Below are 16,350 nucleotides of genomic sequence, written 5' to 3'. Positions count from 1 at the left end.
GGCGAGTTGCTTACGAGAGGACATTCATAACTCCAAAATAATTACAGTTCAGCGGCCAGCATGTCTTCCAGCTTCTGCTGGTCGACGGCGAACAGGCGGATACCTTCGGCCAGTTTCTCGACCGCCATGGCGTCTTGATTATGCAGCCAGCGGAATTCGGCTTCGGCAAGCGGGGCGGGCTGATAGAAACCTTCGGTGGACGGCGTCAGCTTACGCTCGACCGGTTGCTCGCTGTGTTTGAGCTGTTCCAGCAGGTTCGGCGCTATGGTCAGGCGATCGCAGCCGGCCAGGGCCAGGATCTGCTCCACCTTACGGAAGCTGGCACCCATGATCACCGTCTGGTAGCGGTGCTGTTTGTAGTATTCATAAATGGTGCGCACCGATTTCACGCCCGGATCCTGCTCGGCGTCGTACTCGGTGGCAGGCTGCTTGGCCTGGTACCAGTCATAGATGCGGCCGACGAAAGGTGAAATCAGGAACACGCCGGCTTCGGCACAGGCGCGGGCCTGGGCGAAGGAGAATAGCAGCGTCAGATTGGTGTTGATGCCTTCTTTTTCCAGTTCCTCGGCGGCTTTGATGCCTTCCCAGGTGGAGGCCAGCTTGATCAGAATACGCGACTTATCAATACCCTGTTCCTGGTACAGGCCAATCAGCTTGCGCGCCTTGGCTACGCACATGCCGCGGTCGAAGGACAGGCGTGCGTCCACTTCGGTGGAAATGCGGCCCGGCACGCTTTTGAGAATTTCGACGCCGATGTTCACCGCCAGTTTGTCGCCGGCGTTGATCAGTTGGGTTTCTTTGCTGCCGCCCTGTTGGCGGGCATAGTTCAGCGCTTCGACGATCAGTGGCTTATATTGCGGCAGCGCCGCGGCTTTCAGGATCAGTGAAGGGTTGGTGGTGGCGTCCTGGGGTTCGAACTGGCGGATGGATTCAATATCGCCGCTGTCGGCCACAACCGTCGTCAGCTGCTTGAGTGCATCTAATTGGTTCATTTATACGCTCCTTGATCAGTGCCAAACATGTAGGGAAATGAGAACCTTTTTCATCATAGGGTGAACACACTGCATCATAAGCCTGATGAATAAAATGCGCTTTTTCTGATTGTTGCGATGGATAAGAACAATGGATCCCGAAACGAGCCAGGCGGGCTGCGGGTTGCACCTGCGGCAATGCGGTTTTGGCGTGGGGGAGACGGCGAGAAGAAGAGGGGGCAACGGCAATAAAAAGGGTTCAGCCCGGCTGAACCCCAGGGGACGTCCTCCGATTATTTACTCAAATTCACGTCAATCGCCTGATAGAAGGCATTGGTGGTGTCTGCTACATCCCACACGGCGAGGATCACATGCGAACCGCTGCGGTCTGCCGGTATGTTGCACTGGTGGGTGACCTGCGCGGCTGGGATCGCGCCGCCGTCGTTGTATTGGCAGAACGGCGTCAGGTCAAAGGAAGCGCGGGTCAGCGGCTGCGACGCATCCCAGTTTGGCTTGGTAATGAAATAACGCCAGCCGGTGGTGCTGTGACGGGCGGTCAGCCTCCAGGTAAAGGAGTTGGCGCCGGTGTGCAGATTAAGCTTGTTCCAGCGGGTTGGCGTTTGCTGATCCAGCTCGAAGAAGGTGCTCTTGTCGGCGCTGGCGATATGGCCGTCCACCGGACCGTTTTGCGGGAAGCCTTTCAGACCTTCGACGCTTTGCGGCTCATACTGCACGCTGCCGCACTGGGTATTGAGTTGCAGCTTGCACTGGTAAGAACGGCTGGCCGGTGTTTCGACATAGCCGTGGGCGTTAGCTTGTTGGGATACGCCAAACAGGGCGGCGCTCAGCAAACCGAGGGACAGAAGGGTACGAGAAGTATTGTTCATAAGTCACTCCGGACAGAAGTTATATTGTAAGTTGAGTGTATTTTCGCCACTTAAATGAGAGGTCATTAACGAAATTAAGAAACATCATTATTGATGGCTTGTTTTATTTTTATCATTCGTGGCATGGATGGGGATGGAAAGTTTTATAGGCTATTAACTAAAATTATTATGATGAATGTCTTTTATTCGTTGATTGAATTTATTTAAACGCTGCTGTCTAAAAACGCAGCATCATGATGAATTTTACTTAATGGATTGATGAATACTCTTTCAGATGACGCTCTCCGATATGGAGTATATTGCTTGTGGTTTTGTTTACTCTTGTTCGACTTGAACGTTTTTTACGCGCCAGTTGCCTGGGAATTTAGTGTCAATTTTTCTTATTTTATGTCAAAGAGGAATTAGTATGACTAGATTATCCCTGGATGCGATTAAAATAATCAGCACCATAAAAAGTACCGGCTCTTTCTCTATGGCGGCGGAGGCGCTGCATAAAACGCCTTCGGCGATATCCTACCGGGTTTCCAATATTGAAAGTAAACTCTGCGTGAAACTATTTCATCGAAATGGCCCGATGATTACCCTAACGGATGAAGGGGAATTCCTGCTGCAAGAGGGCAGCTGGATTTTAAATGCGGTGCAGGATCTCGAGAGCCGTGTGAGGAATATCCCGAAACTCGATAATAATATCCGCATCGTCGTCGACAAGTTCTTTCCGTTGGAAACTATCACCCAGGATATACGTGACTATATTCAGCACAGCCCGAACGCCAACATTTCGGTGCAGCGGGAAGCGCTGAACGGCACCTGGGATGCGCTGAAGAACAACCGGGCGGATTTGATTATCGCCATCGGCCAGATCCCGGACAGCGTGCAGGCCAAGACGCTGATGCTCGGCAAGCTGAATTTCGTGCTGTGCGTTTCGCCTTCGCATCCCTTTGCGGCGCAGAAAAAACCGGTGGATAAAAATCAGCGGTTGAATGACATCGTGGTGGTGATTGCCGACAGCAGCCACGAACTGCCAAAGCGCAACCACGGCACTATGCCGTTGCAGCGCCAATTGGTGGTTTGCGACGTCGAGAGCAAGCTGGCGCTGTTGAAGCGCGGTATCGGCCACGGCTTTTTGCCGCCTTCGCTGATCGAAAAAGAGCTGGCGAGCGGCGAGCTGGTGACGGTTCCCGTCGATATGCAAAAAGGTGACGAAATGATTTGGCTGGCCTGGCACCCGGCCAGCAAGGGGACAGGTTTTACCTGGTGGCATGAACGCCTGACGCGTAAAAGCGACGTTTTCAGCCTGATGGGGCGCGAAGTGATTCGCGATGGGGGTTACCCTTGGTGCAATAACTGAGGGCAGCGATATGCTAACGGCAAAGGAATGCGATCATTAAACGGTTAACAGAGTAAGAAACCCCGCAGCATCAGGCTACGGGGTTTTTTTATGCCGTTAAGCTACGCGGCCCACTTTCAGCCAGGCGCTGTCGGAGCCGGGTACGGAAGTGATAAAGCCCCACTTGGTCTGCCAGACGTAGCCCTGATAAGACACCAGCGCGCCCTGTGGATAGGTGGTGCCCGCCACGTACGCCGGCGCGCTCATGATCGGCAGATTGCTGGGGCCGACGCCGGTATAGCGCAGGCCGGTGCCCATATCCAACTGGCTGTCGTCATAGTCGGCAGCGTTGAAATAGCGGTCCAGCGAGGCCAGCAGGTCGCCGTTGCGGTTGTCCTGCCCCAGGTGCCAGAACATCACGCCGCCCAGTTGCTGCTGCTTGATGTACTTCGCCTTGTATTTGAAGCTTTCGACGTCGTCATAGGTAACGAACAGGCCGTTGGCCGCGTGGTACAGGTACGGCGTTTTGGTTTTGTCGTTCCACAGGCGCTGATAGCCGTAGTTGCCGAGCAGCATCTGTTCCAGTTGGCGGTAAGAGGCGATGCGCGGGTCCTTGTCGCGGATGCACTCTTCGCAGCCCACCAGCCAGTAATCGGTACCCGGGAACGGATCTTCCCCCGGCGTGCTGTGGCTGCTGTATTGGCCGCCGTTGCTGCCGCTGACGCCCTTGAACGCACGGCCGTAGAACGGCACGCCCATGACGATCTTGCTGCTTGGCACGCCTTCCAGCATCAGGTGTTGCTGTACGGCGGCGTCCACCGTCAGGCTGAACGGGCTCGGGAAGGCGCGGGTCAGCTCTTCCCAGCTCCAACCCAGATTGGCTTCGCGCAGCGCGTTATAGAAGGTCGGCCCGGCGCTGTCGCCAAACAGCGCAGCCTGATGGTTGGTGATTTTTTCCCATGGACCGGCCAGATCGTAAGTCATCAGGTTGATGTAATCGAGCGAGGCGACGATCTGCGGCAGCTTGCTGTAGTAGCGCGACAGGAAGAACGCGCCGCCGGCGCCGGCAATGGTCAACTGATAAGGCAGCGCCTGGCGACCGTCGGTCTGGGTCTGCTGGTTCAGCAAAGCGCGGATCTCCTGCAGCGCGGCGACAAAACCGTCCACCTCGCTGCTCTGCGGGTATTCCCAGTCAATGTCCACGCCGTCGAAGCCATAGTCTTTCATGATGCGCACGCAGGATTGCGCGAATTTGGTTCGCGCCGCCGGAGTTTTCACCGCATTCACGTAATTGGCGTGGGACACGCCCAAATCGTTGGAGTAATACCAGCCACCGATGGAGAACATGATGCGCAGGCTGGGGTTGTGCGCTTTCAGCGCGGTCAACCGACCGACCACGTCGCGTGCCTTGGCATCTATCGTTGCCGGATCCCAGGCGCACTCCAGATTGCTGTTAATGTCCAGGAACGAGAAGTTAATGTGGGTCAGCTGTTTGGCCTTGGCCGGCGTGATATTGGACACCGGGAAAGGCACGATTGAGGTATCGGTTTCGGTATAGTTATTAATTTGGTTGGTCGGAATAAAATAATAACCAATCACCGCTTTGCGTGCAGACATAGTATTTCTCCAGAGTTGAGGTTTTGTTATCGAGAGCGGTTCTCTCGCCGCTATTAAATGTTTATTTTCCCGGCAAAGAAAAGTCGAAATAAATCACAGTAAAGATGAATTTTTCATTCGGTGTTGGCCATTATTCCTGAAGGCTGTTGTGCCAAGGGTGAGCGTGAATGAATTTGACCATAGACGCTGTTTTTATTCATTTGCTTTGTTATAGCATCCTTAACTAGATTCTGACTGTACCGATATCCTGCCGGCCGTGATTGGCATTTAATTAAAATTAAAAATAGGAGAGTAGCTATGTCCAGCATAGAGCCAGACGCTGTTGGATTAATTATTCAGCGAGCGTGTGAATACCTTCAGCCGGCAATGAATGCCATTTTGGCTGGCATTATGGCGCTTTTGCATGGCGCCTATCGCAACGTAGGGATGCGACGTCGGTTATTAAATGCAGGCATGTGCGCGTTATTGGCCTGGACGGTGCGTGATGCATTGGCGCTGGCGGGCCTGGAGTTAAAATGGGCGAATCTTGCCAGCGTGCTGATTGGCTTTCTGGGCGCTGATTATATTAGCGCATTAATTAAAAAAATCATTGGCAAGAAGACGGGGTTAAAAAATGTTAAATGAAATTGAGGAAATGCGCTTTACCGCACGCAGTGAGGACAACTTAATTGGCGTGCATCCGGATCTGGTGCGGGTGATGCGGTTGGCGTTGAATTATTCGCTGGTGCCTTTTTCCATCAGCGAAGGGGTGCGCAGCATGGCGCGGCAGCGTGACATGCTGCGCACCGGCAAAAGCCAGACGCTGAGGAGCCGGCATCTGACCGGTCACGCGGTGGACGTGGTGGCGATGCCGGCGGGCGTGGTGTCCTGGGAGTGGGATTACTACGCGCAAATTGCCGTGGCGGTGCGCCGCGCGGCGCGTGAATGCGCAGTCAGCGTCGAGTGGGGCGGCGAGTGGCGCACGCTGAAGGACGGGCCGCATTTCCAGCTCTCTTTCAAGGATTACCCGGCATGAGCGGTTGGCTGAATAAGCTGATACAGGGTGGGTTGCTGCTGCTGTTGGCGGTGGCGATTTGCCTCGGCGGTTACAGCTCGCTGCTGTCGCACCGGCTGGCGCTGGCGCGGCAGCAGGCGGCCGAACAGCAAAAGACCTTGGCGCAGCAGGCCGGGCTTATTGCCACGCTGCAAACCCAGGATGCGCAGAATCGTGCGCTGATGGCCGCTCAGCAGCAACAGGAACAGCAGTTGCGCCGGCAAAGCGACGTTTACCAGAGGAAATACCGTGAAGCGATTAAAAATGATGCCTGCGCTGGGCAGCCTATGCCTGGCGCTGTGCTTGAGCTCCTGCGCCCAACCGCCGACGGTACCGACGCCCGTGGTGCTGCAGCCCCCTGAATCCGTCTTTACGCCCTGCGAGCAGCCTCTGTTGCAGGGCGACACCTGGGGCGATGCCGTCAGCTATACGCTGGCATTGCAGACCGCGTTGCAAATTTGTGCGGGTCGGGTGGCGACGCTCAACGCCTGGCGAGCAAAACTGCCGTTGCCTTGACGGCGGTTTTGTTATTTCCCGTCCAGGGGGGGCCTGTTTTTTTGCTTTTATAAAACTATTTCGATCAAGGTTATGGCCCGCTTCAAAGTTTGTGACGTTTCTCTCACTATACTGGTCTAGCCTAAAAGCCTTACCTCAACATAAAAGCAAAAAGCAAAGGAACCCATAATGGACGAACAGCTCAAACAGAGTGCCCTTGATTTCCATCAGTTTCCGGTCCCAGGGAAGATCCAGGTCTCTCCAACCAAACCCCTGGCAACGCAACGCGATCTGGCGCTGGCCTATTCACCGGGCGTTGCTGCCCCTTGTCTGGAAATTGCCGCCGATCCTCTGGCGGCCTACAAATACACCGCCCGTGGTAACCTGGTCGCGGTGATTTCCAACGGCACGGCGGTACTGGGGCTGGGCAATATCGGCGCATTGGCCGGTAAGCCGGTAATGGAAGGTAAAGGCGTTTTGTTCAAGAAGTTTTCCGGTATCGACGTGTTCGATATCGAAGTGGATGAACTTAACCCGGACAAGCTGATCGACATCATCGCTTCCCTCGAGCCGACCTTTGGCGGCATCAACCTGGAAGACATCAAGGCGCCGGAGTGTTTCTACATCGAGCAAAAACTGCGCGAGCGCATGAAGATCCCGGTGTTCCATGACGATCAGCACGGCACCGCCATTATTACCACCGCCGCAGTGCTGAATGGCCTGCGGGTAGTGAAAAAGAATATCTCCGACGTGCGCCTGGTGGTGTCCGGCGCCGGTGCGGCGTCGATAGCCTGTCTGAACTTGTTGGTGGCACTGGGGCTACGTCAGCAAAACATCACCGTTTGCGATTCCAAAGGGGTGATCTACAAGGGCCGCGACGCCAACATGGAGCAAACCAAGGCGGCCTATGCCATCGAAGATAACGGCCAGCGCACGCTGGGGGATGCGATCCCCAATGCCGATATTTTCCTCGGCTGTTCCGGCCCGGGCGTGCTGACCCAGGACATGGTGAAAACCATGGCCAGGGATCCGTTGATCATGGCGTTGGCTAACCCGGAACCGGAAATTCTGCCGCCGCTGGCGAAGGCCGTGCGTCCGGACGCCATTATCTGTACCGGCCGTTCCGACTACCCGAACCAGGTGAACAACGTGCTGTGCTTCCCGTTCATCTTCCGCGGGGCGCTGGATGTGGGCGCCACCACCATTAACGAAGAGATGAAGCTGGCCTGCGTGCATGCGATTGCCGATCTGGCGTTGGCGGAACAGAACGACGTGGTGGCTTCCGCCTATGGCGATCAGGACCTGTCGTTTGGCCCTGAATACATCATTCCAAAACCTTTCGACCCGCGCCTGATCGTTAAAATTGCCCCGGCGGTGGCCAGAGCAGCGATGGAGTCCGGCGTGGCGACGCGTCCGATCGAAGACTTCGACGCCTACGTCGAGAAACTGTCCGAGTTCGTCTACAAAACCAACCTGTTCATGAAGCCGATCTTTGCCCTGGCGAAGAAGGAAATGAAGCGTGTGGTGCTGGCGGAAGGCGAAGAGGAAAGGGTGCTGCATGCGACTCAAGAGCTGGTGTCACAGGGCCTGGCCTATCCGATCCTGGTCGGCCGCCCAAGCGTGATTGAAATGCGGTTGCAAAAACTCGGCCTGCAACTGACGCCGGGCAAAGATTTTGAAGTGGTGAACAACGAGTCCGACCCGCGTTTCAACGAATACTGGGGCGAGTATTACCAGATCATGAAGCGTCGCGGCGTTTCGCAAGAGCAGGCGCGCCGTGCGGTAATTGGCAACCCGACGCTGATTGCCGCCATCATGCTGCATCGCGGCGAGGCGGACGCGATGATCTGCGGTACCATCGGCAGCTACCATGAGCACTACGAAGTCGTGAAAAACGTGTTCGGCTTCCGCGAAGGTGCGCACGTCGCCGGGGCGATGAATGCGTTGTTGCTGCCAAGTGGCAATACCTTTATTGCCGACACCTATGTCAACGACGATCCGACGCCGGAACAGCTGGCGGAAATCACCCTGATGGCGGCGGAAACCGTGCGCCGCTTCGGCATTGAGCCGAAAGTCGCGTTGCTGTCCCACTCCAGCTTCGGTTCCTCCGACTGCCCGGCGGCGCGCAAAATGCGCAAAACGCTGGAGCTGGTGAACCAGATGGCGCCGGAACTGGAGATTGACGGCGAGATGCACGGCGACGCCGCGCTGGTTGAAAGTATTCGCCACGATCTGATGCCGGACAGCCCGCTGAAAGGCGCGGCCAACGTGTTGATCATGCCGAATATGGAAGCGGCGCGCATCAGTTACAACCTGCTGCGCGTATCCTCTTCGGAAGGGGTGACCGTGGGGCCGGTGCTGATGGGGGTATCGAAACCGGTACACATTCTGACGCCAATCGCCTCGGTGCGCCGCATCGTCAACATGGTGGCGTTGGCGGTGGTGGAAGCGCAGACCGAACCGCTATAAGCCTTGAGTGACGACAAGCCCCCTGCGTTCTGGCGCAGGGGGCTTTTTTTATGCCTTGCAGCGTGCGGCGATCTGGCGGATATCCTGCGGCGTAGTGCGGCAGCAGCCGCCAATCAACCGGGCGCCGATGTGTTGCCATTCCCCAATCTGATCGATAAGGCTGCCATTCTCGCCCCCGCAGGCATGCCAGGTTTTGGTGACCGCGTCGTAATGCTCGCCGGAGTTCGGATAGACCAGCAGCGGTTTGTCGGTCAGTGTGGCCAACTGTCGCAACGCCGGGGTGACGTTTTCCAGCGCAATGCAGTTGATGCCAATCGCCAATACCTGCGGATTGCCGTGCAGTGCTGCCAGCACCTGCGTCAGCGGCGTGCCGTCGCTGAGATGTTGGCTATCGCGCAGGGTAAAGGCGAACCAGGCGCCGAGCGTCGGGAACTCCTGCAACAATGCCAGCAACGCTTGCAGCTCGCTGAACGACGGCAGCGTCTCGCAGGCCAGCAGATCGACCCCGGCCTCGGCCAGCGCGGCAATGCGTGGGCGATGGAAAGCGATCATCTCTTCTTGCGGCAACGAGTAATCGCCGCGGTATTCGGAACCGTCGGCGAGGTAGGCGCCATACGGCCCCACAGAGCCTGCGATCAACAAAGGTGCGGCCTGCGGATGCTGCGCCAGATAGTCGCTGCGCGCCTGTTGCGCCAGTTGCACGCTTTTGGCGATCAGCGCCAGCGATTGCTGTTGGTTCAGGCCGCGGCGCAGGAAACCCAGCGGCGTGGCCTGGTAACTGGCGGTGATGGCGCATTGCGCCCCGGCGTTGAAATAGTCGAGGTGAACCTGATAAATCAGCTCAGGATTTTCAATCAGCACTTTTGCCGACCACAGTGGATCGCTGAGGTCGCAGCCGCGCGCCTCCAGTTCGGTAGCCAGCGCACCGTCTAAAATCAGCGTGCGGTTAGCGGCCAATAAGGCGGCGACGGTATTGTTAACGGACATGATTCTCTCCCAACGAAGATTTCTGCCCGGCGCGGCGGGTCAGATAATAGGCGACGTAGCACAGTGCGACAAACGGCAGCCCGCAATAAAGCGCGATGCGCTGCGCCGGATCGAAAGCCAGCCCTACGCAGGCCAGCAGGCACAGGGCGAAACCGAGGATCGGCGTCAAGGGGTAACCCGGCGCACGGTATTTCAGGCCCTCGATCGGCTGACCGCTGCGCAGATAATGGCGGCGGAAGGCGTAATGCGCCGCGCAGATGCTCAGCCAGACCGCCACCACCGCAAAGCCGGAAATGGCCGACAGGGCGACAAACACCGTGTCCGGCGCGATAACGCTGGTCAGCAGCGCCAGAACGCCGCCGAGCATGCTGAAGGTCAAGGCATTGACCGGGATGCCGCGTTTATTCACGCGTGAAAAATAGGCCGGCAGGGTGCGCTGATTGGCCAGCGACCACAACATGCGCCCCGAGGCGTACAGACCCGAATTGGCGGCCGACAAGATGGCGGTCAGGATCACGAAGTTAAAGATATCGGCGGCATAAGGTATGCCAATGCGTTCAAACACCAGCACGAACGGGCTTTTCACAATCCCGGCCTGATCCATCGGGATCAGCGCCGCCAGAATAAATACCGTGCCGATAAAGAACAGCATCAGGCGGATCACCGTGGTGCGTATCGCCCAGGGCACCACTTTTTCCGGGTTTTCGGTTTCGCCGGCGGCAATGCCGATAAGTTCGGTGCCGGAGAAAGCGAAGTTCACCGCCACCATGGTCATCAGGATCGGCAGCGTTCCGTTCGGCAGCCAGCCGGAGGCGGTCAGATTATGCAGGAAGGGCGCAGGCGTGCCGTCTTTCATCGGCAACAGGCCGAACATCGCAGCACCGCCCAGAATGATAAAAGCCAGAATGGTGACGACCTTGATCAGCGAGAACCAGAATTCGCTTTCGGCAAAGAAGCGGGTAGTGATCACGTTGAGCAGGAAAATCGCTGCGCAGAAGATCAAACACCACAGCCACACCGGCGACTGCGGGAACCAGTACTGCATGCAAAAACCGGCGGCGGTCAGGCTGGAGCCCAGCGCCACCGTCCAGGTCAGCCAATACAGCCAGGCAACGGTATAGCCGGTAGCCGGGCCAAGATAACGTGAAGCATAGACGTGGAAAGCGCCGGTTTCCGGCATCGCGACGGCCAGTTCACCCAGGCACAGCATCACCAGATAAACCACCAATGCGCCGATCAGATAGGCCAGCAGGGTGCCCAGTGCGCCGGTAGTGGAAATGATATAGCCGGTGTTGAAGAACAGCCCGGTACCGATCACGCCACCCAGCGACAGCATCACCAGATGCCGGGCTTTCATGGTGCGTTTGAAGTGCCCTTCGGCGGGTTCAGGTGAGTGCATGATATTTCATCCGTATAGACGTCTAAGCAGCTAAATGGCTATTGGTTATACCCGTAATATTTCATGAAATCAATGTAAGACCAGAAGTCATAAAGTAAAAAATAGTTATCGATGTCTCAGGCGGGGTGTGTGGTTATATGCAAATGATAATTATTATCTATAATGTCGCCACTTTTTATTGCAGGGTAATGTCATGAGATTACTTGTTTTACTGGCCGCCTTGGTGCTCGGTGCCTGTAGCCAGGCCCCGGTTTCCGTACCGAAAAACACCCTTGACGGCCTGGGGAAAATTACCGATTTACGCAGCGGCGAAACCCTGTTGCCTGAACAGCTTCTTGCCCGTCTGGCTGCCGAGCCAAGGGTGATGGTCGGGGAAAAACACGACAATCCCTATCATCATCAAATCGAACTGTGGCTGGTGCAAAATCTGCCGCAGCGGCGGCCGCAGGGCAGCGTTCTGATGGAGATGATTACCCCGAGTCAGCAGGCTAACGTGGATAAGGTCAAGCAGGCACTGTGGGAGGATTCTGCCCTGCGTGATGAGCGCGTGGCGCAGTGGATTGACTGGCAGAAAGGCTGGAAATGGTCGCTGTACGGCGAGGTGGTGATGGCGGCGATGCGGGCGCCGTATCCGCTTTGGTCAGCCAATCTGGATCGCGAGGAGATCATGGCGTTTTACCGGCAGCCTGTGTTTCCGAAGGGGCAATTGTCGGTACGCCCGGCAGTGCAGAAGGCGTTGGAAGATACCATTCGCATTTCGCACGGCGGAAAAATCGAACCCCAACAGCTGCACGCGATGCTGGCAATCCAACAACAGCGCGATCGGCGCATGGCCGAGCGCCTGCTGGCTGCCCCAACGCCGGCGCTGTTGATTGCCGGTGGTTATCACGCCTCAAAATGGGTGGGCGTACCGCTGCATGTGCAGGATCTGCAACCGGGCGCGCAGCCGACGGTGTTGATGCTGGCGGAGCAGGGTGCGCAGGTTGATGGCCAGATGGCGGATTACCTGTGGGTCACGCCGCCGGTAAAATGACGGCGCCGCCAGCGGAAAGCTGCGCTGTTACTGCGCCCGTTTCGCCTGCTGCAGCCACTTGTCCAACTCGTTGGCGAACTGCTGGCGGTCGCGCTGGTTCAGGGTATTCGGGCCACCGGTCTGGATCCCGCTGGAGCGCAGGGTATCCATAAAATCGCGCATGTTCAGGCGTTCGCGGATGGTGTCCGGCGTGTAGCGTTCGCCGCGCGGGTTGAGGGCCACTGCGCCTTTTTCTATCACTTCGGCCGCCAGCGGAATATCGGCGGTGATCACCAGATCGCCTTTTTCGCAGCGGCGGACGATTTCGTTATCCGCCACGTCAAAACCGGCCGCCACCTGCAGGGTGTGGATGTGTTTTGACGGCGGCGTTCTCAGCGGTTGGTTGGCCACCAGCGTCACCGACATGGCGGTGCGCTCGGCGGCGCGGAACAGCACTTCTTTGATCACGTTCGGACAGGCGTCCGCATCGACCCAAATCTGCATTACTCAGGCTCCTTCAGCCAGTCGCGCACCGGCAGGAAATCACGGTACAACGCCGCCTCCGGGCTGCCCTCTGCCGGTTGATAGTTGTATTCCCAGCGCACCAGCGGCGGCATAGACATCAGAATGGATTCGGTGCGACCACCGGTTTGCAGGCCGAACAGCGTGCCCCGATCCCACACCAGGTTGAATTCGACATAGCGGCCGCGGCGATAGAGCTGGAACTGGCGTTCGTTGTCGCCCCAGCTCAATGCTTTGCGTTTTTCCACGATCGGCAGGTAGGCATCGAGGAAACCTTCGCCCACCGCGCGGGTGAAAGCGAAGCTGCTGTCAAAGCCCGGCGTGTTGAGATCGTCAAAGAACAGGCCGCCGATGCCGCGCGCCTCGTTGCGGTGCTTGATAAAGAAGTAGTCGTCGCACCACTTTTTGTATTTGGGGTAGACCTCGTCACCGAAGGGCGCACACAGCCGCTCGGCGGTGCGGTGCCAGTGAACGGCGTCTTCTTCGAAACCGTAAAACGGCGTCAGATCAAAGCCGCCGCCAAACCACCACACAGGCTCTTCGCCCGGTTTTTCCGCAATGAAAAAACGCACGTTGGCGTGGCTGGTGGGGATATAAGGGCTGTGCGGGTGGATCACCAGCGACACGCCCATCGCCTGGAAGCTGCGGCCGGCCAGCTCGGGGCGGTGTGCGGTCGCGGAAGCGGGCAGGGTGGCGCCGGAGACGTGCGAGAAGTTTACCCCCGCCTGTTCAAACACCGAACCCTGAGTCAATACGCGGCTGCGGCCACCGCCACCTTCTTCGCGCGTCCAGCGGTCCTCGTTGAAAACGGCACCGCCGTCGGCCTGGGCCAGTTGCGCGCAGATACTGTCCTGCAGCGACAGCAGGAAAGATTTTACTTCTGCGATGGTCGGTAAGCTCATACGGATAATTTACGCGTCTGACGAAACAAGGCGCAAAGTATACCCGTATTCGCTGCTGCTTATCAGCCGGTTTTTCGTTGGTGCGCGTCGTAGTAGCTGAAGAAACTGATCACGCCGTCGGCGATGGCGCGGGCGATTTTCTCGCGAAATGCGGTGGTGCCGAGCAGGCGTTCTTCTGCCGGGTTGGTGATGAAAGAGGTTTCTACCAACACCGAAGGAATGGACGGGGATTTGAGTACCGCAAACGCCGCCTGCTCGGTGCTGTCGCTGTGCAGGTGATGCACCGGGCGGATCTGGCCGAGCACGTGGCGGCCGAGCGTCAGGCTGTTGTTGATGGTATCGGTCTGTACCAGATCGAACAGCACCTGCTGCAGATAGTTATCCTGATTTTTATATTTGCCGCCGGCCACGTCATCGGCGGCGTTCTCGCGGTTGGAGAGATAGCGCGCCATGGCGCTGCTGGCGCCGCGGTTGGACAGGGCGAACACCGAAGCGCCGGAGGCTTCGGGGCTGGTAAAACCGTCGGCGTGAATCGAAATAAACAGGTCGGCCTGATGCTGGTGGGCGATTTCGACCCGCTGGAACAGCGGGATAAACTCGTCTTCCTCCCGCGTCAGACGGGCTTCGACGTGATCGTGTTCATGCAGCATGCGCCGCACGTGGTTGGCGATCTCCAGCACCACGTGTTTCTCTTGCGAACCTTCGCTGCCGACCGCGCCGGAATCGATGCCGCCGTGGCCGGGATCGATCATCACCAGCCGTTTGCTGCCGGTCGGTTTTGCCGCAGGTTTGGCGTGCTGGTTGCGCAGCATGCCGCCGGACTCCGCTTTGGCCGGTTGGCTTTTGCAGCCGACCAGTGCCAGCGCCAGGCCGGAGAGCAGTAACTGACGTCGCGTGGGGGAGGTGGAGAGCGGTTTAAAATTGAGGAATTGCTTAACCTGCTTTTTCATAACGCGACGCTCCATCGATAAATTCTATTTTGCGACGTTATATCGTATTGATAATCATTAATCGAACGGTTAACTATGTCCATTTATTACGCCAGTTACTGCCGTTTTCTGCCTGATTGGCGTGGGAAATCGCAGTTTGATATTGCTTAAGTGAATAATCCCGCGATAATCAGATAAACACCTTAATTAACAGCGGCGAACATCGATGGAAATTCGCGTATTTCGACAAGACGACTTTGAAGAAGTCATTACCCTGTGGGAGCGCTGCGATCTGCTGCGGCCTTGGAACGATCCCGAGATGGATATTGAGCGCAAACTGAATCACGATCCGGATCTGTTTCTGGTGGCGGAAGTGGGCGGAGAAGTGGTCGGCTCGGTGATGGGCGGCTACGATGGCCACCGTGGTTCGGCGTATTACCTGGGTGTGCACCCGGATTATCGCGGGCGCGGCATCGCCAATGCGTTGATTAGCCGTCTGGAGAAAAAGTTGGTCGCGCGCGGTTGCCCGAAGATCCAACTGATGGTGCGTGAAGACAACGACACGGTGATCGAGATGTACGAAAAACTCGGTTACGAGATCCAAAACATCACCAGCCTGGGTAAGCGGCTGATCGAAGACCAGGAATATTGAGTCAATAAGGCGGTGAACCTTCACCGCCCGTTGCTGAGCGTTGCGGCAGCTTTTTGATGTTTTTCACATCGACTTCCACGCTGCTCCAGTCTTTATCCACTTTCCCTTCCAGCTGTACTTTATCTTTCGGGGTAATGGTCTGGCCGTTCCAGCGTTTTTTGTCGATCTCCACCGTCAAGGTGCCGCTGGCGTCGCGGAAGGTGTAGGTATCGTCGCCGACGCGCTGCTCGATGTTGCCCTGCAGCATTACCCAGATGTCGTCGCTCATCGATTTCACCTTATCCACCGTAGTCAGTGCGGCGCTGGGGCCGGAAAAGCCGCCCTGCGGAGCGGTTTGCGTCTGCGGCGCGGAAGGGTCCAGGAACCCGCCTTGTTGTGCCAGAACCGGTGCGCTGCACAGGGCAATCAAAGCGGCCAGGGTATATTTTTTCATTTGAAGCTTCCTTATCTCAATCGAGAATCAAAGCCCTGCCAATCAGGACTGCTGGGGTGATGAGGCAAGTAAAACATAAAGATCTTAAGAGCTTCTTAAGCGGGCGGATTGAAAACAATCATTACGGCTCCCATTTGAAGAAGTAATGATAAAACAGGCAAGGAACCGACGTTGAAGCCACACCCACACCGATTTTCCCCCGACGATTACGATCATCACGGCGTGCTGCGTCTGCCGTTGTGGTTTTGGGGCGTACTGGTTTTGCAGGCCCGCACCTGGCTCCTGTTTGTGATGGCCGGCGTTTCGCAGCAACAGGGGGAAGGGCTGCTGCAACTGTTTTACCCGGATACCCAAAGATTCTGGTACGGCATCCTGCTGGGGTTACCGGCTGCACTGGCATTTTTGATTGCCCCGCGCAGGCATCTGTGGCCAAGGTTGTGGCGAGCCTGGCGTTGGGTGCTCGGAGCCTCGGTGCTGGCGGCGCTGGGCGGCTCCCTGTTCAGCCTGTGGCAGCAGGACGGCAATCTGCCGGCGCTGGATGGGGTTTTAGCGCTGCTAGATGCTTTGGCACTGGCCTACCTGCTGTTGAACGCGCGGCTGAAGGCCTGTTTCACTGCAAAGGAAGAGGCCGCTTAAATGCCGAACGCTGCGGCACTTTTCTCATTTTCCGCACTCCAATCTCGCAACCCATGGCGTCGCGAGGGCAGTTGTGAGA

Annotated in this window: 18 protein-coding genes; 9 read left to right on the top strand and 9 right to left on the bottom strand. The window is 57.0% G+C overall.

Annotated elements, in window-relative coordinates; genetic code table 11:
* Positions 1–41: 41 nt before the first annotated feature.
* Both tal and cbp21 read right to left on the bottom strand, forming a co-directional pair.
* The gene (gene tal, locus SPL01S_RS17115; protein ID WP_063201479.1) at positions 42–992 is read right to left on the bottom strand and encodes a transaldolase; all 951 of its coding nucleotides are present in this window, start codon (positions 990–992) and stop codon (positions 42–44) included.
* Positions 993–1,264: 272 nt separating this feature from the next.
* Positions 1,265–1,858 (bottom strand): chitin-binding protein/chitosanase CBP21, encoded by a 594-nt coding sequence (gene cbp21 / locus SPL01S_RS17110; RefSeq protein WP_062868205.1) that lies wholly within the window; start codon positions 1,856–1,858, stop codon positions 1,265–1,267.
* A gap of 406 nt (positions 1,859–2,264) precedes the next feature.
* On the opposite strand from cbp21, the gene SPL01S_RS17105 reads away from it, so the two are divergent.
* Positions 2,265–3,206, top strand: coding sequence for a LysR family transcriptional regulator (locus SPL01S_RS17105; RefSeq protein WP_004947759.1), 942 nt, complete (start codon positions 2,265–2,267; stop codon positions 3,204–3,206).
* 96 nt (positions 3,207–3,302) lie between these two features.
* Here SPL01S_RS17105 and chiB read toward each other — a convergent pair whose 3' ends face one another.
* Positions 3,303–4,802, bottom strand: coding sequence for a chitinase ChiB (gene chiB / locus SPL01S_RS17100; protein ID WP_063201476.1), 1,500 nt, complete (start codon positions 4,800–4,802; stop codon positions 3,303–3,305).
* Between the two features lie 297 nt (positions 4,803–5,099).
* Here chiB and SPL01S_RS17095 point away from each other — a divergent pair, with 297 nt between their 5' ends.
* From SPL01S_RS17095 to maeB, 5 genes are all read left to right on the top strand, one after another.
* Complete coding sequence (locus SPL01S_RS17095) at positions 5,100–5,426, top strand: phage holin, lambda family (protein WP_062790035.1); 327 nt, start codon at positions 5,100–5,102, stop codon at positions 5,424–5,426.
* 10 nt (positions 5,427–5,436) lie between these two features.
* A complete protein-coding gene (chiX, locus tag SPL01S_RS17090; RefSeq protein WP_006327113.1) occupies positions 5,437–5,817 on the top strand; it encodes an L-Ala D-Glu endopeptidase ChiX in 381 nt (126 codons plus the stop codon).
* Positions 5,814–6,197, top strand: coding sequence for a DUF2570 family protein (locus SPL01S_RS17085; protein ID WP_004947747.1), 384 nt, complete (start codon positions 5,814–5,816; stop codon positions 6,195–6,197). The genes chiX and SPL01S_RS17085 overlap by 4 nt, the downstream gene beginning before the upstream one ends.
* Positions 6,178–6,351: an Rz1-like lysis system protein LysC gene (gene lysC / locus SPL01S_RS25495; protein ID WP_169800862.1), complete on the top strand. Its 174-nt coding sequence runs from the start codon at positions 6,178–6,180 to the stop codon at positions 6,349–6,351. Before SPL01S_RS17085 ends, lysC begins: the two co-directional genes overlap by 20 nt.
* A 168-nt stretch (positions 6,352–6,519) precedes the next feature.
* The gene (maeB, locus tag SPL01S_RS17080; protein WP_062868202.1) at positions 6,520–8,799 is read left to right on the top strand and encodes an NADP-dependent oxaloacetate-decarboxylating malate dehydrogenase; all 2,280 of its coding nucleotides are present in this window, start codon (positions 6,520–6,522) and stop codon (positions 8,797–8,799) included.
* A gap of 48 nt (positions 8,800–8,847) precedes the next feature.
* Here the strand turns inward: maeB and mmuM are convergent, their stop codons facing one another.
* Together mmuM and mmuP are read right to left on the bottom strand one after the other, a co-directional pair.
* Positions 8,848–9,786 (bottom strand): homocysteine S-methyltransferase, encoded by a 939-nt coding sequence (mmuM, locus tag SPL01S_RS17075; protein ID WP_063201469.1) that lies wholly within the window; start codon positions 9,784–9,786, stop codon positions 8,848–8,850.
* Positions 9,776–11,185: an S-methylmethionine permease gene (mmuP, locus tag SPL01S_RS17070; RefSeq protein ID WP_013814023.1), complete on the bottom strand. Its 1,410-nt coding sequence runs from the start codon at positions 11,183–11,185 to the stop codon at positions 9,776–9,778. The genes mmuM and mmuP overlap by 11 nt, the downstream gene beginning before the upstream one ends.
* Positions 11,186–11,378: 193 nt before the next feature.
* Between mmuP and SPL01S_RS17065 the strand changes: the two genes are divergently transcribed.
* Complete coding sequence (locus SPL01S_RS17065; protein WP_063201465.1) at positions 11,379–12,218, top strand: ChaN family lipoprotein; 840 nt, start codon at positions 11,379–11,381, stop codon at positions 12,216–12,218.
* Between the two features lie 27 nt (positions 12,219–12,245).
* On the opposite strand, the gene SPL01S_RS17060 is transcribed toward SPL01S_RS17065, so the two are convergent.
* From SPL01S_RS17060 to amiA, 3 genes are all read right to left on the bottom strand, one after another.
* Positions 12,246–12,701: a YaiI/YqxD family protein gene (locus tag SPL01S_RS17060; protein ID WP_004947732.1), complete on the bottom strand. Its 456-nt coding sequence runs from the start codon at positions 12,699–12,701 to the stop codon at positions 12,246–12,248.
* Positions 12,701–13,621 carry an oxygen-dependent coproporphyrinogen oxidase gene (gene hemF, locus SPL01S_RS17055; RefSeq protein ID WP_062868199.1) on the bottom strand — a complete coding sequence of 307 codons (921 nt, stop codon included), beginning with the start codon at positions 13,619–13,621 and terminating at the stop codon, positions 12,701–12,703. Before hemF ends, SPL01S_RS17060 begins: the two co-directional genes overlap by 1 nt.
* Before the next feature lie 62 nt (positions 13,622–13,683).
* On the bottom strand, positions 13,684–14,571 hold the full coding sequence (amiA, locus tag SPL01S_RS17050; RefSeq protein WP_004947727.1) for an N-acetylmuramoyl-L-alanine amidase AmiA: 888 nt from the start codon (positions 14,569–14,571) through the stop codon (positions 13,684–13,686).
* A 205-nt stretch (positions 14,572–14,776) separates the two neighbouring features.
* On the opposite strand from amiA, the gene SPL01S_RS17045 reads away from it, so the two are divergent.
* Positions 14,777–15,202: a GNAT family acetyltransferase gene (locus SPL01S_RS17045; RefSeq protein ID WP_004947724.1), complete on the top strand. Its 426-nt coding sequence runs from the start codon at positions 14,777–14,779 to the stop codon at positions 15,200–15,202.
* 1 nt (position 15,203) lies between these two features.
* Here the strand turns inward: SPL01S_RS17045 and SPL01S_RS17040 are convergent, their stop codons facing one another.
* Positions 15,204–15,635, bottom strand: coding sequence for a YgiW/YdeI family stress tolerance OB fold protein (locus tag SPL01S_RS17040; RefSeq protein WP_063201461.1), 432 nt, complete (start codon positions 15,633–15,635; stop codon positions 15,204–15,206).
* A 171-nt stretch (positions 15,636–15,806) separates the two neighbouring features.
* Here SPL01S_RS17040 and SPL01S_RS17035 point away from each other — a divergent pair, with 171 nt between their 5' ends.
* Positions 15,807–16,271 carry a DUF2919 domain-containing protein gene (locus SPL01S_RS17035; RefSeq protein ID WP_063201457.1) on the top strand — a complete coding sequence of 155 codons (465 nt, stop codon included), beginning with the start codon at positions 15,807–15,809 and terminating at the stop codon, positions 16,269–16,271.
* Positions 16,272–16,350: the final 79 nt, after the last annotated feature.

The sequence above is a fragment of the Serratia plymuthica NBRC 102599 genome, from assembly GCF_001590925.1.
Lineage (GTDB): Bacteria > Pseudomonadota > Gammaproteobacteria > Enterobacterales > Enterobacteriaceae > Serratia > Serratia plymuthica.
Note: the sequence above shows the minus strand (reverse complement) of the source record. Positions and strands in the feature narration are given on the sequence as shown.